Here is a 25,042-nt window from a genome sequence, read left to right as displayed (position 1 = left end):
TTTCAGCAGGATCCATGTTTTCGAATGCGTGGTCTTATGCGGTATGTAGCAACTGCGAGCAGCGGCGCGCGAGGCTGAGGTGGATGCGGTTAGGCAGAGCAGAGGAGGCTGCAAAAGTTCTGCAGGCTGCTACTCGCAATTCGCAGAAGCGTTTCGGAGGGCCGATCTGTCGGTAAGTAAGCGTCTCGATGCGCTCGGATCGTTCGTCAGTGCGCCTCCGGACGACTCAATTCTTCGAGCAGGAAAACAAACGACTCATACGGTCGCCCGGTCGCATGTCGAAGGCCCATCTCACAGGTTCGGTTCGCTGAAATGTAGGCCTCGGCCGGGTGAGCATCCAGAACGGCTTTGATCTCGCGGGTCGACGAGACGACGAGTTCGGGATGTAAGAGGCCTCTATCACCAGCCGTGCCACAGCAGGTCGTACCAATCGGCACCTCGACATCATCGGCCAAATGTGTCGCGATTTGCTTGAGCGTCTTAGCCAATTCCAAATGTGTGATAGAGCACGTTGGATGTACGGCGATCCGTCCGAGTTTCCGCCGGATAGTCAACTTCGGAAGCAGGTCGCGACACCATGCAATCGAGTCGATGATGGTCAAACTCTCGTACTTGGCCTTGGTCTCAGCGTCGAGTATTGAAGCAATATCCTGGCTGAGAGCGAGAGTGCAAGATGCTGCATCAACGACGATCGGGAGCTTACCGCCGTCACTCCATCGCAGCATGGCGTCGGCGATGGATTTGGCCATGAACGCGTGGCCTTTGGGATAGCCTTTCGACTTCCAAGGAGTGGAGCAACATAGGCCGGCGACATCAGGCGGAATCCACAACGGCTTTCCGGCTCGTTCGGACAGCGTGACGAATGCCTCCGGCAAGGACGGCGAAGCCGGGCCATCCGGATCGCGGCCAAACATCCGATTGATGCACGCGGGGAAGTAGACGGCTACGGCACCATTTTTTGGAGTCGAAGACGGAGCCCGAGCTGCCCGAGGCATAGGACCCGGCACACTGGGCATCAGATCGGAACTCACGATCGCTCGCGCAGCCCCGGTCAATGCCGTCAGTGGCTTGACTCCGAATAGCTTGTAGAACGCATGCGTGGCGGACAGGCTACCTCGGGCCAGCGTCTCGACCGCGCTCCAGTTCTTGGCGAGTCGCAACGCGACGTTGTCGGCCGTCGACGTGGTCTCTTTTGCACGGAATTCGCGGATCAGCGCGCCGGTGTTGATTCCGATCGGGCAGGGAATCGCGCATGTACCATCGCCGGCACAGGTCTCGATTCCGTCGTACTGATATTCCTCTTGCAGTTGGGCAAGCATCGGGGATTCAGGCGATTGGCGGGCCATTTCACGCCTGGTCACGATCCGCTGCCTTGGTGTCATGGTGACGTTGCGGCTGGGACAAACCGGTTCGCAAAATCCGCACTCAATGCATTGCGTGGAGTCCGTGACGTTTTCGATCAACGGCACCGATTTCATATTCTCCAAGTGGATTTTTGCATTGTGGGTCAGGATCACGTTCGGCCCTAAGATGCCTTTAGGGTCGGCGAGTTCTTTGATTCGCCACATCATGGCGGTGGCCTTTGCGCCCCATTCTGCCTCGACGAAAGGCGCCATGTTGAGACCGGTGCCGTGCTCAGCCTTTAGTGAGCCGTCGTGTTTTCGGATGACGAGATCGACGAGCTCCTTCATGAAGACCTCGTACCGCGTGTGGTCTTTTGGGTCGCCAAAGTCTGCGACCAGCGTGAAGTGAAGATTTCCGTGGGCTGCGTGGCCCGCGACCCCGGGGATGAAGCCGTGCTTGCTCAGCAATTCTTGGACGTCTCTTGCCCCTTGCGCCAGGCGTTCAGGCGGGAAGCACACGTCTTCGGTTATGAGCGTCGAACCCTTCGGACGCAGTTTGCCGATCAACCCGAGTAGTCCTTCGCGTACGTGCCACGCCAGCTCGACAGCTTCCTCCATGCTCGTGAACTCTACGGGATGGAGTAGATTGGCGTGAGCGGTCAACTCGACGACCTTGCTTTGCAAGACTTCAAGCGCTTGCATGTCTTCGGCGCCAAACTCGACGAGCAGGGCTGCAGCTTTTGGATCGAGAGTTTTCCAATAGCAAGGGGTGTTCGCGAAAGCTTGGCCGGCGGCAGTGAGGGCGGGGGCGACCATCAACTCGACGGCGGTGGCTCCGAGAGCAACGAGGCTGGGAACTAAGCCGACTGCTTCGTCGATGGTTGGGACTGGTATCCAGGCGACGCTGGTCACGTTCGGAGAAGGAACGGTACCAATCACCGCTTCGGCAACGAATGCCAGCGTGCCCTCGGATCCCACAAGCAGACGACGAAAGATTTCAAGTGGCGTCTCGCCATCGAGCAGCGCGCAGAGCCGATAGCCATGGGTGTTCCGTATCGAATACTTGCGTCGCACGCGGTCGGCCAACTCCCGGTCGGCGAGCAGCTCTTCGCGAAGTGCCAGCAGCCCTCCCGCAAGATCAGGTTCGGCTCGTTCAAATGCAGCTTCCGCGTCGGAAGCTGAGGTGTCGATTACAGCACCGGAGGCTGTTACGAACGTCATCGCCGAAACTGTCTGATAAGCGTCGTTTTTGACGGTGCAGCGCATACCACCGGAATTGTTAGCGATCACGCCACCGATGGTGCACGCTTTCGAACTTGCCGGGTCCGGTCCGAGCCGTCGGCCGTATCGCCCGAGCATTGCGTTTACGTGCGCTAGGATCATTCCAGGACGCGCGCGCACTCTGAAGCCATCGTCCTCCACTTTGGCGCCGTACCAATGACGGCGCACGTCGATGAGTAGATCGTCCGATAGAGATTGACCGTTCAGGCTGGTCCCCGCGGCGCGAAGCGTCGCGTGCCTCCCGTTCTCTCGGCAATAGCGGAAGAGCTTGACGATGTCTTCGGTGGTTCGAGGCTGCACGACGACTTGTGGGATGAGCCGATATGGGCTTGCGTCGGAGGCAAACCGTACGAGATCGATCGCTCTGTGGAGGACGCTCTGCTTTCCCAATAGGTTGATGAGATCAGTCTTCAGATTAGTGGGTGTCCCATCGACCAGAGAGGCGGGAACTGCATCGCTCTCTGATGGGCCATTGCCTCGTCCAATGCGCGAAGGAGTCGCAGAAAATAGCTTTCTCATCGCGGCGCATCCTCTTGTGACTCGCTCTGGACGGTGTTGCTCAAGACACCGATTCCCTCGATCTCCACTTCGAAGACATCGCCCGGCTTCATGAAAATAGGCGGCTTGCGCGCCGCTCCAACGCCACCGGGGGTTCCAGTGATGATCACGTCACCCGGCTCAAGACTGATCGCGATGCTGATTGTTTCGATCAGCACTGGGACGCTGAAAATGAGCTTGTCGATAGACGAATCCTGCATCACCTGGCCGTTTAAGCGCCCCTGAATGTGCAGCCCGTGAGCCCCCGGTGGCAGGGCATCGGGCGTCACCAGCCAAGGGCCGAACGCCCCTGTGCCATCGAAATTCTTGCCTATCGTCCATTGCGGCGTGCGCAGTTGAAAATCGCGGATCGTCGCATCATTGAAGAGGGAGTAGCCCGCAACGTGCTCGAGGGCTCTGTCGCGGTTGATGCGGCGTCCTCCCCGGCCGATCACCACGGCGAGCTCTGCCTCATAGTCCAGTGCGATCGATTCGGGTGGCAGAAGGATCGGCTCGCTGTGAGCGATCAGACTCGTCGCGAACCGCGCGAAAATTTCGGGATAGACCGGCTTTTTGAGTCCGCTTTCCTCGAGGTGATCATCGTAGTTGAGACCGACACAGAAGATTTTCGGCGGCTTGGGCACTGGAGGCAGTATCCGAACTGCGTTGAGGTCGATTGCATGCATAGGTAGAAGGCCTCTGCCTATGCGTAACAGATCTGCACCTTGCGCAATCAGTTCGGGAAGGGTGCCTGGAAATCCGTTTTCGCGCTCCGTGAGGCCGTGCCAGCCTGAGCCTTCATCTGCCGCAATCCCTAGGACATTTCCCCTCTCGAAATGGACGATGCGCATGGGTTTCTCCTTAAGCAGTGGGCTGCGGACACGCTTCCGACGAACCCATTGGCCAAACCGCTTCGCGATGTTCGCGTTGAGACCAAAGCTAGCGCAGCGCTGCCTTCCTCGCTTGTACAAGGTTGATTGGATATGTATAAAAGCTACGCGAGTCAAAAGAGATTGAACGAAGCCTAGCCGCGCCAACAACGTGCCCGGAATCATCCCGCATGACGATCCGTAGTCATTCTGTGCTGGAAGAGTTGGGCATCCCTGATTTCGTGTTGCGCCATAAGTGGAATATGGCTCGGGCGTTCTGTGGATGGCTGCTGGCCGCCATCATTCTCTTACTGTCATGTCAGGTCCACGCCGATCCGCGTCCATGGACGCTCGATCGTTACAAGCATGTGGCATGGACTGGTAAAGGTGGTGCGCCTACAGGGGTCGCCACACTAGCGCAAACGTCGGATGGCTACTTGTGGATCGGCACTGACCACGGTTTGTACCGCTTTGACGGTGCTCGGTTTGAGCGCTTTGATGACAAGTCATCATCGAGCCGCGCTGTCTTTGGTTTATATGCCAGTTCGGATGGCGGCCTATGGATCAGTTACGAACAGGGTGGCGCAAGTTTCCTGAAAGACGGCCGCCTAATTCATTACGGCCCAAAAGAGGGGCTTCCTGATCACAGTGAAATTGACGGGTTCGTTGAGGACAGTCACGGCGCGATATGGCTTTATGGTGTCGGTGGTCTCTACACACTCGTCGGGGAGCATTTCAAAAAAGTTGGTGTTGATGAGGGATTCAAGGGTAAGTACGCCACATTCTTATTCATCGCCCGTGACGGTGCTTTTTGGGCGGGTACTGGAACAGAGTTGGTTTACCGCGCCGCGGACGCCAAGCAATTTGTGCCTCTGGAACAAGCGGGGTTCGTGAGTCACATCGTACAGACCCCCGATGGCAGCGTATGGGTCGCGCATTTGCGCGGAGCCATTGAGCGCTGGACAACAAGCGCGGGGATGCCGGTTCGGGCTCCCGGAAGCATTACGACGACTTCCTCGGAGCGCATGTTATTTGATCGTCTGGGAGGGCTTTGGATTAATGGATTGGGCGACGGCGTACGCCACATCGCGTCTAGTGCAATCAGTGAGCAGACCGATCTATCCGTGCTGAACTCGAAAGTTGAGCTATTTAGTAGCTCCAACGGACTCAGTGGCGACTACGCATGGCCGTTGCTGCTCGATCGAGAGGGCAACATCTGGGTCGGTACCGGCGCCGGCGTGGATAGATTCAGTCGCAGCAATTTCGCGCCAGCCCCTTTTCCGGCGGGCACTCACGATTTTGCATTGGCGGCGGGGGCGGAGGGATCGATCTGGACTGGGAGTTCGTCAAAGCCGGTCATGGAGCTCAAAGACTCGCAACTTAAGACGTTTGGTGTGCCGCCTTACACGCTTGCGGCATACGCCGACCGCGATGGTGTGGTGTATATCGGAGGGGTAGGTGGAATCTGGAAGATGAGCGATGCGGGCGCCGAGCATGTGGCAAATCGCCCTAATGCCAATACCGCGGCATTTGCACTTGTCTTGGCAATAACCAAAGACTTGCACGATACGTTATGGGTATCGGTCAGCGGCCAATCGGGAGCGGGATTGTATACATGGGCAAATGGTCAGTGGAAAAAATCGTCTATCAGCGGCACGCCGCGCGTGGACTTTACCGATGCTGACGGAAGGGTCTGGCTGGGTTACAGGGACAATCGAATTGTCATCGTTGATGGGGATAAAGTCACCACATTCGGGCCCGCTCAAGGCGTGGTGGTCGGCGACGCGAAATCCTTTCAAGAGGACGGTCATCGTGTATGGATAGGAGGTAGTGACGGCCTGGGTTACATGGATGGGCTGCGTTTGAAGATGGTGGGACTGGCCGATGGTGGCTCGTTGAAAAGCGTCACGGGGATCATATTCTCGGCGCAGGGCGACTTGTGGGTCCACACGCTAGACGGTGTATTCCAACTGCCAGCAAAGGATGTGCGTCAAGCCGAAATTAATCCGTCGTATCCGATGCACTTTCGAAAGTTCGACACACTGGATGGGCTACCCGGCTCCCCTGCATTGGAATATCCACTGCCGTCGGCCATCAAAAGTACGGACGGAAGACTCTGGTTCGCGACCAGTAACGGAGTCGTCTGGCTCGACCCTGCGCAGTTGATCTCCAATCCCTTGCCACCTCAAGTGGTCATCGATTCTGTTGAGGCGGATGGCAACGCCTATACACCACAAGACGGACTGACATTGCCGGCGCATACCGAGAATGTTCGGATCACCTTTTCCGTGCTGAGCATGACCATGCCGGAACGTGTGGAGGCAAAAATTCGTATGCGTGGCTTGGACAACGATTGGCGCGAGGTGGGTTTGCAACGCGAGGTGAGCTATTCGAATCTTGGACCCGGGCACCACCACTTCGATGTCATAGGAGCCAATGAGGATGGTGTCTGGAACAATATGGGCGCCCACGTAGGGTTCACCATTAAGCCTGCGTTCTATCAGACGCTCTGGTTTATGGTGCTCTGCGCATGCATGGTGGTTCTCGCACTTTGGCAAGTTTTTGCATTTCGTGTCCGTCAGGTCAATCGTCGCCTACGCGTTCGTCTGGAAGCACGGCATGCGGAGAGGGAACGGATCGCGCGTGATTTGCACGATACGTTGCTGCAGAGTTTTCCGGGACTATTGATGAAAATGCAAGCTCGTGTAAACAGACTTCCGGAAGATACAGCCGAACGACAATTCCTAAATCAGGACCTGGATCAAGCGCGCGAGATCATTGTCGAAAGCAGAGATCAGGTCTCTCGATTGCGATCCGAAGAATACGGCAATCTCGCCGAGACTCTATCAGTCTTTGCGAAACAACAGATATCCCGTCTCGGGACGACGTTGAACGTGTCGGTTGAAGGCGTCGAACGAAATCTGAAGAAGGAGATTTTTGAAGAGGCTTCATTCATCATGAAGGAAGCCATGTTCAACGCCTATAAGCATTCTGGTGGAAGTCTGCTGACCGTTCATTTTGACTATCGTCCCGACGTACTGATTTTGGAGGTGCAAGACAACGGCAGCGGCATCGACCCGGCCGTCCTGGATGTAGGTGAGAAGCCGGGACACTGGGGCTTGACGGGCATGCGCGAGCGCGCCAGACAGATGTCAGCGAAGCTCTCCATCGAGTCGCCACCAGGCAACGGAACTCGCGTCACGCTCTGCATTCCAGCACACATCGCCTATTCAGCATCTACGAAGACTAGGCGTTTTTTCTGGTTTAGCGCCGCTCTGCTGGTGGGTGAGTCATGATGCGGCCAAGTGAGCCTGCCGTCGCAGCGGCAGACTCACACAGGTCAGGCGACCTTCCCTTCAAATCGATTGTAATCTTGGCCGCCTCTATCAAAAGAGAGGAGTTGATGTTGGACTGATATCATGGCTACGCCTTGGTGCGCGCAACACTATGCGGGGGAACTGCAATAGCGGTCCCAGTCACTCATCAACTTTGCACGCCGAGTCAGCAAATCCCCACGTTGATAGGCTGCCTCTGAGGCATCTTTGAGGAGATGCGCCAGCGCCTTCTCGATGACCTCACGCGAGTGCTTGGTTGTTTCCGCTGCCCAGTCACGAAAACTGGATCGAAAGCCATGGGGCACGCAAGGCCTCTTTTCTCTAGGGTCCATGAACCCGTTGCCTCCCTTGGCAATATCTGAAGCATGCATGCCCCTCATCAGCTTCTCGCCTGCAGCAGTGGTCAGGGATTGACCCTTCACGCCAGGGAATACATGGCCGGATGGAACGACCGGCTTGCCCTTCACTTTCGGTATCAACGAACGTAGCAACTCGACTGCTGTAGGCGATAGGGGCACTCGATGTTCCTTTTCCGCCTTCATTCGTTCAGCTGGAATGATCCAAAGGGCTTTTGGCAGGTCGATCTCATCCCATTGCGCACCTGCAGATTCGCCTGGCCGCGTAGTCGTCAGAATTTGCAGCTCCAGCGCGCGGGCGGACAGCCCTTGGTGCTGGCGAAGCTTTGACATAAATACAGGAATCTCAACGTAGGGCAATGCGGGCCTGGGTTTGACTTTTTGCACCTCACTGCGTTTGGGTAGCAGTTGGTCCAGATGGTTACGCCACGCCGCGGGGTTGTCACCGGTTCGGAGTTTGCGAACTGTTGCCCACGCCAGCACCGACTCGATCCGCCCCCGTACTCGGCTTGCTGTCTCGGTCTTTGTCGTCCAAATAGGATTGAGACAGAGCATAACGAGCTCCGTATCGACCTCATCGACCGGTACATTCCAGATCGGTTTGCAGTAAGTCGCGAGCGTGCTTTCCCACTGAGCAGCATGCTTGGCATTCTTCCAGCCGCTGCGATGCGCTTCGATATACAGAGCGGCACAGCGACCGAACGCCACCGCTCGTGCCTCGGCTAGCCGCTTCTGGTGCTGGGCAGACTTACGATCATCGATGGGGTCGATGCCATCCGCGACAAGCTGACGGCATTTCATGGCGCGCTTCCGCGCATCACTCAGGCCAAAGGAATGGAATGCGCCCAAGCCCATCTCTCGGGCGCGGCCGTTCATTTGGTAACGAAACACCCACGATTTTGAGAGGGAGGGGGATACTTGCAGATAAAGGCCGCCACCATCACCCAAGTACCCAGGTATTTGGATCCTGCGAACCTTCAGATCAGATAGTTTTTCGAGCGTGCGAGCCATTGTCTACCCCTGTTCCTACCCACGATTATACGCTGGATTTGATTGGACGCCTATGAGCCATTTTGGACAACAATGCGCCGTAGATGGCGTGGTTAAGCCATTTGTATGGACTTGTTTGGATGCGCTTGGACTCTGGGTAGACGGACTCTCTCTCCGCCAGATTGCATAAAGCCCTGATTTTTCAGGGCTTTTTTGTGGGTACAATTTTGCGGTCCATGGTCCGGATGATGCCTGTTGCAGGGTCGCACATCGAGCGCAGGCACCCCATCGCGGCGATCAAAAATCATTTCAGCTCTAAAGTACTCGTTGGAGATCTGCCGATAGCTCAATGTGTAGACGCTGTTGTATTCAGTCTCATATCGTTTCCACGAATAGACAGATCTTTAATTTACATACACTTCTGAAGCCAATTGGTTGCAACAGGAAACGCGATGGACTCCATGATCAAAACGCCTTCGGCACCGGTTGCCACACGACAGAACCTTCAGACCCGGTGGGTATTTGGCAATGTCTCGGACAGGCTGCGGCAGCAAATCGTGGAATTCTGGTTGCGGGAAGGAGCATTGACGAGTCCAGACGAAGCCTGGCGCCGCTCATTCGAGGTGGCATGTGTTCTCCAGGAGATGGAAAGTGGCCATATCGCAGGCGCTTGCACGGTGGCGATTCTTCTGGATGATCACGGCGCATCTTATGGATTCGTTCGTTTATTCATTCGGCCGGCCAGTCGGCTGGTAGGTCTCAATGTTCGTGTGATGGAGACGATGATCGAAGGTTTCAAAGCCATGGTGCACGAACCTGGCGCACCTCGCCGTCTGATCGTCACCCTCGAGAATCGCAAGATAGAACGTCGGGCTGCTCAGAGAATTATGGGAAGACTGGGTTTCATCCATGCCGGCACAGTGGCGAATGGAAAAGTCCTCATGCAATGCAGTCTGACGGCATAGCGCAATCAGTTACTTGCCGATCGAACGACGTGAAGTTGGTCAATTAACGACCGAAGCTCTATGAATGTACTCGATCAAGGCTAGGCCATTGGCCGCGGCGTGACCAAGCGCGGTATTGTCAAAGATGCACCAGCGCTGGAGGCATTGGCTACTGGGGCGACATAGCCAATACTCGATCCGGTGCAGCGTGGATTCGGAATAGCTGTCGTAATAGATCCGCGGCGAGCCGTGCAGACGCAGGTACTGTAGGTGAGGATCGCCGGCTGGAATCGCGGCCCGCGGATGCCGTGCAGGATCTGCCCCCGCGCGGGCTATGCCCCGTTCGCGCAGCGCGCGATCAACGGCCGGGTGAAACCATGAGGCATGCCGCGGCTCGCAGATTGTTCGACCTTGATACAGCCGCGCTAGCTGATCGAAAAATTTCAGCGCTTCCGCTGATGCATAGGCCAAACTGGGCGGCAACTGCAGCAATAGACATCCCAACTTCGTTCCCAATTCCCCGACCTGGTCAAGAAAAGTTTGCATCGCCGGCTCGCAGTCGTGCAGCCGAGCCTGATGGCTGATCGAGCGGGGCATCTTCACTGCGAACCGGAACGCCTCAGGCACGGTGGCCGCCCAGCGACGGTAAGTAGCTGGCAAATGCGAGCGGTAGAACGAGGAATTGATTTCGACACTATTAAACCTCTGGGCGTATCGCTCGAGGTGGCTATTCCTCTCGGGAAAGCGGTTCGTCACTATGGCCGGAATCGACCAGCCGGCGCAGCCGATGAATAGCACGGGCCTAGTTGGGGCGTTCGTAAGTGACTTACCGACCATGAACGTCTAGTTCTCCTCGGTGGCAATCAGCGGCTCCAAATATTTCCGCAGGCACACTAATGTGCGGAGTCCTCCATGTTGCGTGGCCTCATCGGCAAGCAAGACGTCACCAGCTCGGTATTCGCTCGTGACTTTATTGCGAATGGCGTGGATTGGCCGTGATGCTTTGGCGACGGGGTACTTCGCTTGAGGCCCAAGGATGGGCCGAACAATCCTTCGCGCGCCGCGCATCCCGGAATATCCCGACTGCCGCGCTTACACCCCAGCCCCTGCGGAGTTACTCTGCACCATTCCCATCAGCGATTGATGCCATGTTCGCCACGTTTCCAGCTCTACTCCGCATCCCCCTCGTGATGCTATTGCTCACCGTCAACATCGTGCTGCATGTGCTGCCGCTGTTTGTGTTCACGCTGATCAAGGTGATCATGCCGGTCCGCATGATCCGGCTTGCGTGTTCGCGCATCCTGATCGTCATCGCGGAAAGTTGGATCGCGGTCAACAGCCTCATGTTCGATTGGTTTACCCGTACACGCTGGCAGCTCGAGGGACTGACGGATTTGCGTTATGACGGCAACTATCTGGTGCTGTGCAATCACCAGAGCTGGGTGGATATCCCCGTGCTGCAGAAAATCTTCAATCGGCGCATTCCGTTCCTGCGCTTCTTCCTCAAGAGCCAGCTGATCTGGGTGCCGTTGCTGGGGCCGGCATGGTGGGCGCTGGATTTCCCGTTCATGAAGCGCTACTCGAAGGAGACGCTTGCCGCGCACCCGGAACTGCAAGGCAAGGACATGGAGGCAACCCGGCGCGCCTGCGAGAAATTCCGCCACATGCCGGTGTCGGTAATGAACTTCGTCGAAGGCACGCGCTTCACGCCGGCCAAGCATGATGCGCAGTCATCGCCGTATCGTTACCTGCTGCGGCCCAAGGCCGGTGGCGTGGCGTTTGTGCTCGATGCGATGGGCGATGCGCTGCATGCCATCCTCGACGTCACCATCGTCTATCCCAACGGCCCATGCACCATGATGGATCTGATCGCCGGCCGTATCCGCGATATCCGCGTGCACTTGCGCGAGTTGCCGATCGACGCCGAGTTGCATGGCAATTACGAAAATGACGTGGCGTTCCGTGAACGTTTCCAGACCTGGGTGAATACGCTGTGGAGCGAGAAGGACACGCGAATCGGACGCATGCATGAGCAACCGGTGGTACAGCAACAGGACCCCCAGCGATGCGCATCCTGATCGTCGGCGCCGGTGCCACCGGTGGCTATTTCGGTGGCCGTCTGCTGCAGCATGGGCGTGATGTGACGTTCCTGGTGCGGGAAGCACGTGCTGAAGTGCTGGCACGCAACGGTCTGGTGATACGCAGCATCACCGGCGATGCAAACCTGTCGGCACCACCGACCGTACTGGCGCGTGATCTGCGCACGCCATATGACCTCGTGCTGCTGAGTTGCAAGGCCTATGCGCTTGAACAGGTGATGGTGGACATCGCGCCGGCGATCGGCCCGCAAACCGCAATCCTGCCACTGTTGAACGGCATGCGACATCTGGATCTGCTCGATGCGCGGTTCGGCGCGGAACGCGTGCTTGGTGGCCAGTGCGTGATCGCCGCCACGCTGGATGCGCAAGGCATCGTGCAGCATCTGAACCAGTCGCACAGCCTCACGTTTGGCGAGCGCGACGGGACATTGTCCGAGCGCATGCAGACGATCACGCAGGTTCTCACCGGGGCGGCCTTTGATGCGCGTCCCAGCCAGACGATCCTGCAGGACATGTGGGACAAGTGGATATTCCTGGCAACGCTGGCCGGCATCACCTGCCTGATGCGCGCACCAGTGGGCGATATCGTCGCCGCGCCTGGCGGCGTGGCCGCAACGCTTGGCTTGCTGGAAGAATGCCGGGCGGTAGCGGAGCGATCCGGTCATGCGCCTGGGGAGGCGACGCTGCAACGCGCCCGCGGCGTGCTGACCGAGGCCGGCTCGGGCCTGACGGCGTCGATGCTGCGCGACCTGCAGCATGGCCATGCGATCGAAGCGGATCATGTCATCGGCGACATGCTGGCCCGATCCGGCCAGTCGCATGGCGACTGTTCACTGCTGGCAGTGGTCTATGCGCACCTGAAAGCCTACGAAGCAGGTAGGGCGCGCGTACCCGCATAAAAGAAAGCCGCGGCGCGATGACCGCGGCTTTCCGGGCGACTCAGCTGTTGCGGCTTACCAGATCTTCACCTGCGTCTCGGGCGAACGCACCATCGCATCGCCAGGCTTGCATTGGAACGCCTGGGCAAACTCCGGCATGTTCGACGGCGCGCCGATCGCGCGGAACTGCGCGGGTGCGTGCGGATCGGTGTTGAGCAGGGTGAGCTGCGCCTCGGGACGGATGCTGCCGCGCCATACGCGCGCCCAGTTGAGGAAGAAGCGCTGATCCTCGGTATAGCCGTCGATCTTCTTGTTCGCTTCGGCCGGGTTCTTCGACAGCGCCATTTGCAACGCGGTGTATGCCGCATTCAGGCCACCGAGATCGCCGATGTTCTCGCCCATGGTCAGCTGGCCGTTGACGTGCTTGCCGGGCAGCGGCTCGTAGCTGTCGAACTGCGCGGCGAGTTTCGCGGTACGCACCTCGAACGCCTTGCGATCGGCATCGGTCCACCAGTTGACGTTGTTGCCCTGGGCGTCGAACTTGCTGCCCTGGTCGTCGTAGCCGTGGCCCATCTCGTGGCCGATCACCGCACCGATGCCGCCGTAGTTGATCGCATCATCCGCCTTGGCATCGAAGAACGGCGGCTGCAAGATCGCCGCGGGAAACACGATCTCGTTCTGCTGCGCGTTGTAGTAGGCGTTCACCGTCTGTGGCGTCATGCTCCATTCGCTGCGGTCCACCGGCTTGCCGATCTTGGCAATTTCATAGTCGTAGTTGAATTTGTCGGCCGCCTGCACGTTGGCGTAGTAGTTGTCCGGCGTCAGCGCGAGGCCCGACCAGTCGCGCCACTTGTCGGGGTAGCCGATCTTCGGCACGAAGGTAGCCCATTTCTCCAGCGCCTTCTGCTTGGTCACGTCGCTCATCCAGGGCAGGTTCTCGATGCGCGTCTTGTAGGCAGCACGCAGATTGTCGACCAGCTCCTGGGCACGCTGCTTGGAGGCCGGAGAGAAATTGTGTGCCACATACAACTGGCCCAGCGCCATGCCCATGCCATCGTTGGTGGTGTTCAGGACCCGTTTCCAGCGCGGCTGCATTTCCTTCTGGCCGTTGAGGGTCTGTTGTTCGAACGCGAAGTCTTCCTGCTGGAATGGCGCGGACAAGTAAGGTGCCGCATTGGCGATCGCGTGGTAGCGGAAGTAGGCCTGCCATTCGGCGAGCGGCACGTCGCTGAACATCTTCTGGATCTCGGCGAAGAATTTCGGCTGCGACAGCGAGAAACCGTCCTTCACGTCGGCGCCCTGCGTCTTGAAGAACGCGGCCCAGTCGAAGCTCGGCGTCACCTTGTCGGCGTCGGCGATGCTGACGTAGTGGTAGCGGTTTTCCGGCTTGCGCATCTCCACCCGCGCCAGCGATGCAGCGGCGAGACGCGTCTCGAATGCCAGTACTGATTTGGCCTGCTGCTGTGCATCGGCGGCACCGACGCCGGTGAGCTCAAGCAGCTTCGCGATATGCGCCACGTAGGCGGTGCGGATTTTCTCGAAATCCGGCTTGCTGTAGTAATCGGTGGTCGGCAGACCGAGTCCACCCTGGCCGGCGTAGGCGATCTCGTTGTTGGAATTCTTGAAATCGGCATTGCCGCCGAAGCGGAACAGCACCGGTTCACCGCGGGCGTAGCTGTCACGGATATAGCCGACGACATCGGCCGTGTTCTTCAGGTCGCTGATGTCGGCCAGCTGCGACTTAATCGGATCGAAACCGGCCTTGTTGACGGCGGCTTCGTTCATGCCGGAGGCGTACAGGTAACCGATCTTCTGCTCGATCGAGCCGGGCTTGGCCTGGGCGACATGGCTGGCGGCGTCCTCGACGATCTTGTGCTGCACGTTGAGGCTGGCCTCGCGCAGTTCGTCGAAGGAGCCCCAGCGCGTGCGGTCGGCGGGGATCGGATTCGCCGCGATCCACTTCGCATTCACGAAGCCGTTGAAGTCGCTGCAGGCGCTGATCTTGCTGTCCAGCTCGTGCACATCGAACACGCTGGGGGTGGCGGCGACGGCGCCGGTGCACAAGGCCATGCCTACGGCAAACGCCAGCGGTTTCACGATTCGATGTTTCATGGGTTCTCCCTGATTGGCGCGATCGCGCATGTGTTGCCCGGTCGTGGGCAGACAGACCCTGAACCGTAGGCAGTGATGCGGGGTGGTAGACAGTGTCGAAGGTCACGGGTGGCCACCGCCGGGAGTTGCTGCAGATCATGGTGATGCGGGCCGGGCGCGCATTATCATCAACCGATGAGCGAACCCACTTTCCCCGTATTCCGCACAGCCGGGGCTGCCGATATCCCCATCATCGTGGCGCTGGTCGAATCTGCCTATCGTGGCGATTCGGGCCGACGCGGTTGGACCACCGAGTCGGAGCTGCTCGATGGTCGGCGTACCGACGAGCATGCGGTCGGCGAACTGGTCAGCCGTCCCGGTAGTTGCATCCTGCTGGCCGAACGCGACGGGCGGCTAATCGCCAGCGCCCATGTGGAACGGCAGGGCGAGTCCGGCTACTTCGGCATGTTCGCGGTCGATCCCGACGAGCAGGGTGGTGGCCTCGGCAAGGCCGTGCTGGCCGAAGCCGAACGAATGGCGCGTGAGCAGTGGCAGTGCCGCGCGATGCGCATGACGGTGATCGAGCAGCGCGCCGAACTGATTGCCTGGTATGAGCGCCGCGGCTATCGCCGCACCGGCGAATACCAACCGTTTCCGTATGGCGACGAACGCTTCGGCATTCCGCGCCGCGACGACCTGCGCTTCGAAGTGCTGGTCAAGGACTTCGCCGGGCAGGCGGCATGAAGGATTGGGTGAAAGTCGGCACGCGCAGCGAACTGCTGCCGGGCGAGTTCAAGGTAGTGTGGGATGGCGACACCCCGATCGCGGTCTACAACATCGACGGCGCGTTGTACGCGATCGAGGACACCTGCACGCATGACGGCGGCGATCTTGCCGGTGGCGAGGTGCATGGTTTCGAAGTGGAATGTCCGCGGCATGGGGCGCGCTTTGATCTGCGCACGGGTGCGGTGACGAAACCGCCGGCCTACGAGCCGATCGCGAGTTTTCCGGTTCGGGAAGAGGATGGGGCGATCTGGACGCGGGATGACCGATGAGAGCTTGTGTTGAGCTGTCTGCTTTCGGCTGCTCTGAGCAGCCGAAAGCAGTTGATCATCGTCGATAACTTCTGATGTCTAACGCCGTGTCTGGGCGCGGCGGATCCCGATGAAGTCGCAATAGGCAGCGCCCGCTTGACCTTGTCTAGAACCTTGAGATACCTTTATCAAAATTGATAAAGGTGTGCCTGCTCTTTGACTGAAAAGACTGCCATCGATATTTTGCTGCACCCGATACGCCTGAGGATCGTGCGGGCGTTTTTAGGAGGAGCGGAACTTACCGCTCGAGACTTGGCGCAAAAGCTTGACGATGTCCCACAAGCGACGCTTTACCGACACGTGAAGCAGTTGGTCGAAGCCGGCGCCTTGATCGTCACTTCGGAAACACCCGTGCGTGGCGCCCTGGAACGCACCTATCGACTCGATCCCAATGCCGGAAAGGTGGCTCCGGAAGACATCGGAGCCATCGACCCAAGAACCCATCTGAAATATTTCTCGATCTTTGTCGCGTCGCTACTTGAGGACTTTGGCCGCTACATGCGTGCCGATGACGTCGACGTGGTGCGCGATGATGTCCACTACTTGCAGGTGACTTTCAGCGCGGGATCGAAGGAATTTGCCGGCTTTATGAAAGAGCTGGAAGCGCTCATTCAGCAGTTTGCGAAACGTGGACGCGCCAAGAATCAAGTGCAACGAACAGTATCCATCGTCACTCTGCCGGAGCGGGCCACGAAAGCAAAGTAACGACCGCGACCGTCATTTTTTGAATGGAGAGGGTAAAAACATGTCCAGCCACTCCCGCAGGCATTTGAACGCTGGTTTAGTACGTGACTATGCTCCAGTTGGTGGCGTTTAACGCGAGATGTAAGGCCGAATCCATGGGCCCGTACATTCCATAGTTACCACCGGAGAGGAAGGTATCCAATGCCGCAGCTTCTATACGTGGGTCTTTTTGTGGCGCTTTTCGGGTCGCCGCTTTTGCTCGTGTTTTTCACGTGGCTGGGTTTCAATCAATTTTCACCGGTTCCACGTCTCACCCTATGGATAGCTGCTGTAGCTGTGCTCGTCATCGCTGCCGCAAACAGCGAGGCTTGGCATGTGCATCTCGGCTTGGAATGGCCCACATGGCAAAGTCTGGGGCTGGCTATTTCTGCCGCGGCGATCCTGTTCGTTGTGCTCAGCGCTTATGTATCCGTGCGAGGCAAATTTCGTGCTGCTTCGCCGAAACAGCTCGAGCTGCAGCGAAATCTTTTGCGCCTGCCGTTCGGCCACAGATGCTTCGTGGTGGTGACGGCAGCTGTCACTGAGGAGGTGCTGTTTCGCGGCTATGCCATCGGTGTAGGCCAGCATCTGCTCGGTAGCATCGGGTTAGCCTGCGTTCTCTCGATTGCTGCGTTCACGCTTGGTCATTTGCGCTTGGGGCTTGCTCACCTCGTCCCGGTTTTTGTCTGCGCGTTTGTTATTACGCTCCTCTTTACGCGCACCCAAAATCTCTGGGCCTGCATCATCGTGCATGCAATCCTTGATGGCGCCGGGATTCTTGTTATGCCAGCCCTCGCAATGCGCAGGCAAGCGGCACAGAGCACCGGTTAATAACCCCGCATTAGCGGACCGTGCTGACCGTTAGCTACGGGTCGATAGCAGTCATTCCTGGCGAGGAATTGGAACAGAAATATTCCTGGCTACGAAATATGCCGCTGCCGTTCGCTCAGGAGCGTGCGCCAGGACACTCGGCCGACTGGTGATTCAGCCCTTCGGCTTCTTTCTCGAAGCTAACTGAAATCGGCTTGCCGTTCTGCCACTTCACGTGAAGGACGTAGAGCGAGTCGAAGTCATCGTTGGCCCACACCGGCACCTGTTGCGCTTTGCCACTGATGGAGGCAACCAGTTGTTGCACTGCCTGCTGCGCCAGATTGTGTTCCCATGCCACATAGATCGTCGCCGAGCTGTAGGCGGGCTTGAGGAGTTCCTGTTCCAGCTCCGTGATCTGCCGCACTCCGAATGACGTGTTGACCGGCATGCCCAGACGAATGGCGGTCGGCTCGATGGTGGCCAGCGGGCGGATGTAGTTGTATTCGACGCCCTTGTCTCGCGCGGTCGATCCGGGGTCGGGTGCATAGATCGCGGTGGGCGTGCCGAATTTGGCCTGCATTACCTGTGGTAAAGCCAGTGCGCGATTCAGGCCCTGGCAGTCGAGTTGTCCCAGCCCCAGCGGTGGTTTTTCGCCGTGGCGAAGAAACACGATGGTCTGGTCGGCGTGGGCGACAGGGATCACCAGGGTGAGCGTCATGACCGCAAGCAGGGTGGCGAGCGACTTTGCCATATCGGTTCCTGATGAAGGATTTGAGTGCAGTGCGAGTGTATCGCCGGGGTCAGGGGCCGTCATGGGCGTGCGATATGTGCTGCCATTCCAGTCCTTGCGTGGATGCATTTCGCAGCGGCTGAGTGGGCTGTCTGATCAGTCTTTCGTGCAGGCCAGGTGCGATCCCGCCCTGCGCTGGGATGACGGTAGGGAAGAGACTGGATGACTGGAAAAGGCGGTTTGAAATTGCCTCAGAAGTGGTAGATGAACGCCACCGATTCGTTCCATTGCGTGCGCGAGCCGAAGCGCGTCACCAGCGGACTGTCACCGGCGTCACCAAGCAGTCGTCCATAGACCAGTGCCAGCGCGAAACCGGTGTGTTTGCTGGTCGGTACGAACAGGTCGTACTCCAGCGTGGCGAGTTGGCTGCCAGCGCCTGGTTGCCAGGCGGGTACGTTGAGTGTGCTGGCCTGGGCCGGGTCGATGCCGAAGAAGCGGTTCATCGCATGCGCGTTCATGGCCTGCCAGCGCAGCTCCACGGAATGTTCGAGCAGCCATACCTTGGGCAGATCCCACTCGCCGTAGATGTCGAGATACTCGCCGGCGCCGTTGGTGTCGTGGCTGAGATCGGTTCCGACATCTATCTGCTTGGTGAGTTGCCACTCCAGGTAGCCGCCCAGCGTGAGGCGGGGCGATAGCGGGGCGATCTTGTCGCGCAATACGCCGAGGTCACTGCTGTCACGACCCCACTGGTAGTCGCCGTAGATGCCACCGTGCAGCACGGAGCCGCCGATCAGATCGACCTGCAGGCCATCCAGGGTGGACAGGCTGACGCGGTTGGGGATCTCGATGTCGACGTAGGGTATCGGCTGGGTGCGCGAGGTTTTCGCTCCAGGCCAGCTGGGCAGGTATTCCATGCCGACGCCGCCAGCGAAGATGTTTGGGTCGGTATCGGCCATGCTGGCGTGTGCCCATAGCAGACACACCAGCAGGCTGGTCACCAGCAAGGGTCGACGAAAGGGGCGGGAATGCCGGGGCGTATGGCTCATGGGGGCGGCAGCATAGGGCCTGCGGGCCTGAATGGGGGCACAGTGGCGGCCTTTTGCTCAGCATTTGTTACGTAAAGGGAAAGGGCGCCGAAAGGCAGCGTTTCTACCCTAGCCAGTATCGTTATTAGCGCGAGCTCCCTCTGATGTCCGTGTCTGGCTGGACCATCCTCTGTGATTTCGACGGCACCATCTCGGTCGAAGACGTGATCGACTCCCTGCTCGACCGTTTTGGTCGTCCGGGTTGGGAAGTGCTTGAGCAGGACTGGCGCGCCGGCCGCATCGGTTCGCGCGAGTGCATGTCCGGGCAGGTCGATCTGCTGCAGATGACTCGTACGGAGCTCGACGCGCATCTGGCCGGGCTGTGGATCGATCACGCGTTCCCGGGTTTTGTGGCGAAGGCGCGCGAGTTGAATGTGCCGATCCGCATCGTCAGCGACGGTCTCGATTACGCGATCCACCAGATTCTCGGCCGTTATGGCCTGGACAACCTGCCGCTGGCAGCCAACCATCTGTCGCCGGCCCAGCCGCCGAAGCAGTGGCAGCTGACCTCGCCGTTCCAGGCGGACGGTTGCCGCAGTGGTACCTGCAAGTGCGCCTGCGTGGCGCAGGCACGCAAGACCGGTGCGAAGACCCTGCTGATCGGCGACGGCGCCTCGGATTTCTGCGCCGCCGATCGCGTCGATTTCGTGTTTGCCAAGCATCGCCTGATCGAGCATTGCCGTGCGACCGGTATCGACTACGTGCCGATCACCGGTTTCGAGGATGCGCTTGAGTTCTTGCCGAAGCTGCTCAACGGCAGCCTGTCCAGCCATTGGCATCACGAGCCGGCGCACGCTGCCGTTTCCTGATCACGCTGTACGCCGCTACATCTTCCGACACCCCGAATCATTCCGGATCTTTCTCCATGAAAATCGACAAGACCGCCGCCGGCTTCATCGACGACGCGCAGCTGCTCGCCGACGAGGCGAAGTACAGCTCCTTCGGTGACACCGTGCATTACGTGGACCCGCCGAAGATCTTCCGTCACGGTGAAGGCAGCTACATGTTCGACACTGCCGGCACGCCGTTCCTCGATCTGCAGATGTGGTACTCGGCCGTGAACTTCGGTTACGGCAACCAGCGCCTCAACAACGTGCTGAAGGATCAGATCGACCGCCTGCCGCAGGTGGCCAGCCAGTACCTGCACCAGACCCGCATCGAGCTGGCCAAGACGATCGCGCTGGATGCGAAGAAGAAGTTCGGTCTCGACGGTCGCGTGCACTTCAACGTGGGTGGCGCGCAGGCGATCGAGGATTCGCTGAAGATTGTGCGCAACGCTTGCAACGGCAAGAGCCTGATGTTTGCGTTCGAGGGTGGCTACCACGGCCGCACGCTGGGCGCGTCGTCGATCACCTCGAGCTATCGCTATCGCCGCCGCTTCGGCCACTTCGGCGAGCGTGCGATGTTCCTGCCGTTCCCGTATCCGTTCCGTCGCCCGAAGGGCATGACTCCGGAAGAGTATTCCGACAGCTGCGTGCGCCAGTTCGAGCGCCTGTTCGAGACCGAATACAACGGCGTGTGGGACCCGAAGACGAACCAGTGCGAATACGCCGCGTTCTACGTCGAGCCGATCCAGGGCACCGGCGGTTACGTGATCCCACCACCGGGCTTCTTCAAGGGGCTGAAGAAGGTGCTCGACAAGTACGGCATCCTGATGGTGTCCGACGAAATCCAGATGGGTTTCTGGCGCACCGGCAAGCTGTGGTCGATCGAGAATTTCGGCGTGACGCCGGACATCGTGGTGTTCGGCAAGGCGCTGACCAACGGCCTGAATCCGCTGTCAGGCCTGTGGGCGCGCGAAGAGCTGATCAATCCGACGGTCTTCCCGCCGGGCTCGACCCATTCCACGTTCAACTCCAACCCGCTCGGCACCGCGCTGGGTCTGGAAGTGATCAAGATGGGTTACGAGCTGGACTACGAGACCACGGTGCCGAAGAAGGGTGCGCACTTCCTCGAAGGCCTGCGCGACCTGCAGAAGAAGCACAAGGAAATCGGCGACGTCGACGGCCTCGGCCTCGCGCTGCGCGCCGAGATCTGCACCGATGATGGCTTCACGCCGAACAAGGAACTGCTCGACAAGATGGTCGACATCGGTCTGGCCGGCGACCTCGAGCACAACGGCAAGAAGATCGGCCTCGTGCTGGATGTGGGCGGCTGGTACAAGAACGTGATCACGTTCGCGCCGTCGCTGGACATCACGCACGAAGAAATCGATCTGGCGATGTCGCTGCTCGATCAGCTGCTGACCAAAGCCAAGAAGGGCTAATGTCGGTCGCGCGTGGATCATCACGCGCAAAAAGAACCCGGCGACCTGTCGCCGGGTTCTTTTGTTTGTTGCCGGGGGAAACCTCGTCAGGGTGCGTGCTTGATCGCCAACACCGCATTGAGACCGCCAAACGCGAACGAGTTGCTCAGTGCAGCACGCACCGGCATCGGCCGGGCGACATTCGGCACATAGTCCAGATCGCAGGCCGGATCGACCTTGTCCAGGTTAGCGGTGGGTGGCACCACGCTGTCGCGCATGGCACCGACCACCGCCACCAGTTCCAGCGCGCCGGAAGCGCCCAATGCATGGCCGTGCATCGACTTGGTCGAGGACACCGCAAGGCGATCGGCGTGCGCACCGAAGGCCATGCGGATCGCCCGGCTCTCGGTGACGTCATTGGCCTGGGTGCCGGTGCCGTGAGCGTTGATGTAGTCGACGTCCTGCGGGGCGAGGCCCGCGTCGGCCATCGCCTGGCTCATCGCCGCGGAGGAGCCTTCCGCGCTGGGCATCACGATGTCGGTGGCATCGGCGGTCATGCCGAAGCCGGCCACCTCGGCCAGGATGGTGGCGCCACGTGCCTGCGCATGTTCCAGCAGTTCCAGCACAAAGATGGCAGCGCCTTCACCAAGCACCAGACCGCGGCGGTTCGCGCTGAACGGGCGGCAGGTGTCGTCGGCCAGTACACGCATCGCTTCCCACGAGCGCAGGGCGCCGTAGGTCAGGCAGGCTTCGGTAGCGCCGGTGATGGCCACGTCAGCCATGCCGTAGCGGATCATCTGCGCGGCCTGGATGATGGCGTGGTTCGCCGAGGCGCAGGCGCTGCAGACTGCAAAGGTGGGTCCACGCAGGCCGTAGGCAATGCTGATCTGGCTGGCCGAAGCATTCGTCATCACCCGCACGATCGTGAGCGGATGCGCGCGCTGGGAGTTTTCCGCGTACAGCCGTTTGCTCTGTTCGTCCTGGGTGGTTTCACCGCCGACGCCGGTGCCGACCACAACGGCCGTGCGCACGCCGAGTCCGTTCTGGCTGAAGTCCAGCCCGGATTGCGCGATCGCCTCGCGCGCTGCATGCAGTGCGAATTCCGAGGTGCGATCGAGCATGATAAGGGTGCGTTCGTCGATATTCGCCGTCGGGTCGAAGCTCGCCGGCACCTGCGCGGCGATCTTCACCCGCAGGCGATCGGCATCGGGATGCTGCAGCGGACCGATGGCACTACGGCCTTCGCGCAGGCCCTGCCACAGCGCTTCGGCGCCGACACCGAGCGGACTGATCGCACCCATGCCGGTAATCACCACGCGGCGCATCTGCGGAACCGTGGGCATCACTTCGATCCTTCGCCCGCAGCGGCCTTTTCGTCCAGCGCCTTCTGCACCGCGTCGACCAGACTCTGCGTCGTGTCGGTGTCGAAGTTGGCGCCCTGCTGGTCGGGAAAGGTAATGTCGAAGTGTTCCTCGATGTCGAAGATCAACTCGATCGCCTCCAGTGAGGCGATGCCCAGGTCCTTCAGAGTGGACTCGGGCTTGATCGTGGTCACGTCGATCTTGGCCTGCTTGGCGATGATGTCGAAAACCTGTTGCTGGGTCGTATCGGTCATGACGAGTAGGCTCCTGGCTGCAAACCGCAGTTTTACATACTCACCAGTCTAGGCAAATTGGCTTACTCATGCCTTTCATTTCACAACTGGAACCGGACGCACTGCTCTCGCATTTCATGGCGCAGCCACCGCTCGGCTTCACCGTACAGCTGTCACCGCAAGGCATGCCGAGCTTCGTGGCGCCGTTCGACCTGCTGACCACGGCGGACGACGTGCTGCGCCGTCGCGTGACCCGCATGCCGCTGTATCGCCTGTGGGGGCGCCTGCTTCGCTGGCGTACGCAGTTTGCCGGCACCACCGTGTCCGAATACGCGCCGCTGCCCTCGAGTGTGCCGCCTGCTGCGCTGGCGCAAGGGCTGAAGGCGGCGTATGGACGTGAATGCAAGCTGATGATCGTCAAGGACATCGCGCAGGATTCGCCGCTGCTCAGCGATGCCGACAACGCGTATGCGCGTGAATTCGCCAGTGCCTGTGAACGTGAAGGCTATGTGTTGCTGGAAGGTCAGGCGCTGGCGTGGGTGCCGATCGATTTCGCGTCGGGCGACGAATATCTCTCGCGATTGTCATCCGGCCGGCGGAAAAATATCCGGCGCAAGTTGCGCTCGCGTGCCGATCTCGAGGTCGAGGCGGTGCGCACCGGCGACGCGCGTTTCAATGATGCGGCGACGCTGGCCGAGTTCTACGCACTGTTCGACAACGTGTATGCGCAGAGCGAGATCCACTTCGACCGGCTGAGCGCGGCGTTTTTCCGCGAGGTGCTGCAGGATGCTGGCAGCAATGGCGTGGTGTTCGTCTATCGGCATGCGGGGCAGATGATCGGCTGGAACCTCTGTTACGAGCACGGTGGCAAACTGATCGACAAGTATGTCGGCTTCGCCTATCCGCAGGCGCGCGAGCACAACCTGTATTTCGTCAGCTGGATGCACAATCTCGACTATGCGCGACAGCAGGCGCTGACCCATTACGTGGCCGGCTGGACCGATCCCGAAGTGAAATCCTTTCTGGGTGCAAGCATGACCTTCACGCGCCACGCGGTATATGCCCGCAACCCGCTGCTGCGTGCATTGCTGCGCCGGCTCGGCAGTCATTTCGAAAGCGATCGCAGCTGGCAGGCAGCCACGGAGGTTACCGATGAATGATCTGGCGAACCGACCTGTCGTGCTCGACATCGACCAGTCGGTCGGGCCCTTGCCTGATCGGCTGGTGTTGCCACTGGAGCACTGGCAGGAGTCGATCCGCTTCGGTTGCTCGCTGGCGACCATGCGGCGCTTCCGCACGATGCTCGACGAGTTGCTGCCGGCCGAGTACGGCACCGTGTTCATGGGCAGTGGCGATTTTCATCACCTGAGCTGGCCACTGATTGCGCGGCTGCAACCGCGTGTGCCGATGCAGGTGGTGGTCTTCGACAACCACCCGGACAACATGCGCTTTCCATTCGGCGTGCATTGCGGTTCGTGGGTGCGTCGCGTGGCGATGCTGCCCAGCGTCAGCCATGTGCATGTGCTCGGGATCACCTCGGCTGATATCGGCGCTGGCCATGCATGGGAAAATTACCTGACACCACTGCTGCGCGGAAAGCTCACCTACTGGAACATGGGTGTGGATACCCGCTGGGCGCGCCGGTTCGGCCTGGCAGATGCGTTTCGTGGTTTCGACACGCCCGAGGCCATGGTCGATGCGTTCGTCGAATTGCAGCGCACGCAGACCGCGCCGAGTTATTTGTCGATCGACAAGGATGCGTTTTCGCCCGAGGTGGCGCATACCAACTGGGATCAGGGTCGGATGCTGACCGGTCACGCCCTGGCCTTGATCGACAGCCTGCGCACTGATCTGGTCGGCAGCGACATCAACGGCGAGGTCTCGCATTATCGCTACCAGAGCTGGTGGAAACGCCAGCTGTCGGCGATGGACGAGCAGCCCGAGATCGATCCGGCGCAACTGGCTGGCTGGCAGGCGCAGCAGCATGCGTTGAACCTGCAGTTGCTGGAGGCGATTACGGCAAAATCCGGCTGAC

Annotated in this window: 21 protein-coding genes; 12 read left to right on the top strand and 9 right to left on the bottom strand. The window is 59.5% G+C overall.

Translation table 11 applies throughout. The annotated features are described in order from the left end of the window. Positions 1 to 206: 206 nt before the first annotated feature. Positions 207 to 3,143 (bottom strand): FAD-binding and (Fe-S)-binding domain-containing protein, encoded by a 2,937-nt coding sequence (locus GSQ75_RS06980; RefSeq protein WP_158753730.1) that lies wholly within the window; start codon positions 3,141 to 3,143, stop codon positions 207 to 209. Beyond that, positions 3,140 to 4,012, bottom strand: a complete 873-nt coding sequence (locus GSQ75_RS06975; RefSeq protein WP_158753729.1) for a fumarylacetoacetate hydrolase family protein — start codon at positions 4,010 to 4,012, stop codon at positions 3,140 to 3,142. Before GSQ75_RS06975 ends, GSQ75_RS06980 begins: the two co-directional genes overlap by 4 nt. A 209-nt stretch (positions 4,013 to 4,221) precedes the next feature. Here GSQ75_RS06975 and GSQ75_RS06970 point away from each other — a divergent pair, with 209 nt between their 5' ends. Further along, positions 4,222 to 7,326 (top strand): sensor histidine kinase, encoded by a 3,105-nt coding sequence (locus tag GSQ75_RS06970; protein WP_158753728.1) that lies wholly within the window; start codon positions 4,222 to 4,224, stop codon positions 7,324 to 7,326. A gap of 149 nt (positions 7,327 to 7,475) precedes the next feature. Here the strand turns inward: GSQ75_RS06970 and GSQ75_RS06965 are convergent, their stop codons facing one another. Further along, on the bottom strand, positions 7,476 to 8,732 hold the full coding sequence (locus GSQ75_RS06965; protein ID WP_158753727.1) for a site-specific integrase: 1,257 nt from the start codon (positions 8,730 to 8,732) through the stop codon (positions 7,476 to 7,478). Positions 8,733 to 9,163: 431 nt separating this feature from the next. Between GSQ75_RS06965 and GSQ75_RS06960 the strand changes: the two genes are divergently transcribed. Continuing rightward, complete coding sequence (locus GSQ75_RS06960) at positions 9,164 to 9,676, top strand: hypothetical protein (RefSeq protein ID WP_158753726.1); 513 nt, start codon at positions 9,164 to 9,166, stop codon at positions 9,674 to 9,676. Between the two features lie 39 nt (positions 9,677 to 9,715). Here GSQ75_RS06960 and GSQ75_RS06955 read toward each other — a convergent pair whose 3' ends face one another. Continuing rightward, on the bottom strand, positions 9,716 to 10,492 hold the full coding sequence (locus GSQ75_RS06955) for a DUF72 domain-containing protein (protein WP_158753725.1): 777 nt from the start codon (positions 10,490 to 10,492) through the stop codon (positions 9,716 to 9,718). Positions 10,493 to 10,803: 311 nt separating this feature from the next. On the opposite strand from GSQ75_RS06955, the gene GSQ75_RS06950 reads away from it, so the two are divergent. Continuing rightward, the gene (locus GSQ75_RS06950; RefSeq protein ID WP_158753724.1) at positions 10,804 to 11,733 is read left to right on the top strand and encodes an acyltransferase; all 930 of its coding nucleotides are present in this window, start codon (positions 10,804 to 10,806) and stop codon (positions 11,731 to 11,733) included. Then, positions 11,721 to 12,653, top strand: coding sequence for a 2-dehydropantoate 2-reductase (gene panE, locus GSQ75_RS06945; protein ID WP_158753723.1), 933 nt, complete (start codon positions 11,721 to 11,723; stop codon positions 12,651 to 12,653). Before GSQ75_RS06950 ends, panE begins: the two co-directional genes overlap by 13 nt. 54 nt (positions 12,654 to 12,707) lie before the next feature. Here the strand turns inward: panE and GSQ75_RS06940 are convergent, their stop codons facing one another. After that, positions 12,708 to 14,744, bottom strand: coding sequence for a M13-type metalloendopeptidase (locus GSQ75_RS06940; protein WP_158753722.1), 2,037 nt, complete (start codon positions 14,742 to 14,744; stop codon positions 12,708 to 12,710). Positions 14,745 to 14,918: 174 nt separating this feature from the next. Here GSQ75_RS06940 and GSQ75_RS06935 point away from each other — a divergent pair, with 174 nt between their 5' ends. From GSQ75_RS06935 to GSQ75_RS06920, 4 genes are all read left to right on the top strand, one after another. Continuing rightward, positions 14,919 to 15,467, top strand: coding sequence for a GNAT family N-acetyltransferase (locus tag GSQ75_RS06935; RefSeq protein WP_158753721.1), 549 nt, complete (start codon positions 14,919 to 14,921; stop codon positions 15,465 to 15,467). Further along, positions 15,464 to 15,778, top strand: a complete 315-nt coding sequence (locus GSQ75_RS06930; protein WP_158753720.1) for a non-heme iron oxygenase ferredoxin subunit — start codon at positions 15,464 to 15,466, stop codon at positions 15,776 to 15,778. The genes GSQ75_RS06935 and GSQ75_RS06930 overlap by 4 nt, the downstream gene beginning before the upstream one ends. 195 nt (positions 15,779 to 15,973) lie before the next feature. Next, positions 15,974 to 16,522, top strand: coding sequence for a helix-turn-helix domain-containing protein (locus GSQ75_RS06925; RefSeq protein WP_158753719.1), 549 nt, complete (start codon positions 15,974 to 15,976; stop codon positions 16,520 to 16,522). A 180-nt stretch (positions 16,523 to 16,702) separates the two neighbouring features. Continuing rightward, complete coding sequence (locus tag GSQ75_RS06920) at positions 16,703 to 17,371, top strand: CPBP family intramembrane glutamic endopeptidase (RefSeq protein ID WP_158753718.1); 669 nt, start codon at positions 16,703 to 16,705, stop codon at positions 17,369 to 17,371. 115 nt (positions 17,372 to 17,486) lie between these two features. On the opposite strand, the gene GSQ75_RS06915 is transcribed toward GSQ75_RS06920, so the two are convergent. Both GSQ75_RS06915 and GSQ75_RS06910 read right to left on the bottom strand, forming a co-directional pair. After that, positions 17,487 to 18,101 (bottom strand): hypothetical protein, encoded by a 615-nt coding sequence (locus GSQ75_RS06915; RefSeq protein WP_158753717.1) that lies wholly within the window; start codon positions 18,099 to 18,101, stop codon positions 17,487 to 17,489. Between the two features lie 230 nt (positions 18,102 to 18,331). Continuing rightward, positions 18,332 to 19,129 carry a MipA/OmpV family protein gene (locus tag GSQ75_RS06910; protein WP_158753716.1) on the bottom strand — a complete coding sequence of 266 codons (798 nt, stop codon included), beginning with the start codon at positions 19,127 to 19,129 and terminating at the stop codon, positions 18,332 to 18,334. 143 nt (positions 19,130 to 19,272) lie between these two features. Between GSQ75_RS06910 and GSQ75_RS06905 the strand changes: the two genes are divergently transcribed. Continuing rightward, positions 19,273 to 19,977, top strand: a complete 705-nt coding sequence (locus GSQ75_RS06905) for an MtnX-like HAD-IB family phosphatase (RefSeq protein WP_158753715.1) — start codon at positions 19,273 to 19,275, stop codon at positions 19,975 to 19,977. A gap of 56 nt (positions 19,978 to 20,033) precedes the next feature. After that, positions 20,034 to 21,434 carry an aminotransferase class III-fold pyridoxal phosphate-dependent enzyme gene (locus GSQ75_RS06900; RefSeq protein ID WP_158753714.1) on the top strand — a complete coding sequence of 467 codons (1,401 nt, stop codon included), beginning with the start codon at positions 20,034 to 20,036 and terminating at the stop codon, positions 21,432 to 21,434. 86 nt (positions 21,435 to 21,520) lie between these two features. On the opposite strand, the gene GSQ75_RS06895 is transcribed toward GSQ75_RS06900, so the two are convergent. Together GSQ75_RS06895 and GSQ75_RS06890 are read right to left on the bottom strand one after the other, a co-directional pair. Beyond that, complete coding sequence (locus tag GSQ75_RS06895; protein WP_158753713.1) at positions 21,521 to 22,756, bottom strand: beta-ketoacyl-[acyl-carrier-protein] synthase family protein; 1,236 nt, start codon at positions 22,754 to 22,756, stop codon at positions 21,521 to 21,523. Continuing rightward, the gene (locus GSQ75_RS06890; RefSeq protein WP_158753712.1) at positions 22,756 to 23,028 is read right to left on the bottom strand and encodes a phosphopantetheine-binding protein; all 273 of its coding nucleotides are present in this window, start codon (positions 23,026 to 23,028) and stop codon (positions 22,756 to 22,758) included. The genes GSQ75_RS06895 and GSQ75_RS06890 overlap by 1 nt, the downstream gene beginning before the upstream one ends. 68 nt (positions 23,029 to 23,096) lie before the next feature. On the opposite strand from GSQ75_RS06890, the gene GSQ75_RS06885 reads away from it, so the two are divergent. Further along, positions 23,097 to 24,167 carry a GNAT family N-acetyltransferase gene (locus tag GSQ75_RS06885; protein ID WP_158753711.1) on the top strand — a complete coding sequence of 357 codons (1,071 nt, stop codon included), beginning with the start codon at positions 23,097 to 23,099 and terminating at the stop codon, positions 24,165 to 24,167. Continuing rightward, the gene (locus GSQ75_RS06880) at positions 24,160 to 25,041 is read left to right on the top strand and encodes an arginase family protein (protein ID WP_158753710.1); all 882 of its coding nucleotides are present in this window, start codon (positions 24,160 to 24,162) and stop codon (positions 25,039 to 25,041) included. Before GSQ75_RS06885 ends, GSQ75_RS06880 begins: the two co-directional genes overlap by 8 nt. The last annotated feature ends 1 nt before the right edge of the window (position 25,042 follow it).

Origin of the sequence: Dyella sp. S184 (assembly GCF_009766065.1) — a bacterium.
In the GTDB taxonomy this organism is placed as follows: domain Bacteria; phylum Pseudomonadota; class Gammaproteobacteria; order Xanthomonadales; family Rhodanobacteraceae; genus Rhodanobacter.
Note: the sequence above shows the minus strand (reverse complement) of the source record. Positions and strands in the feature narration are given on the sequence as shown.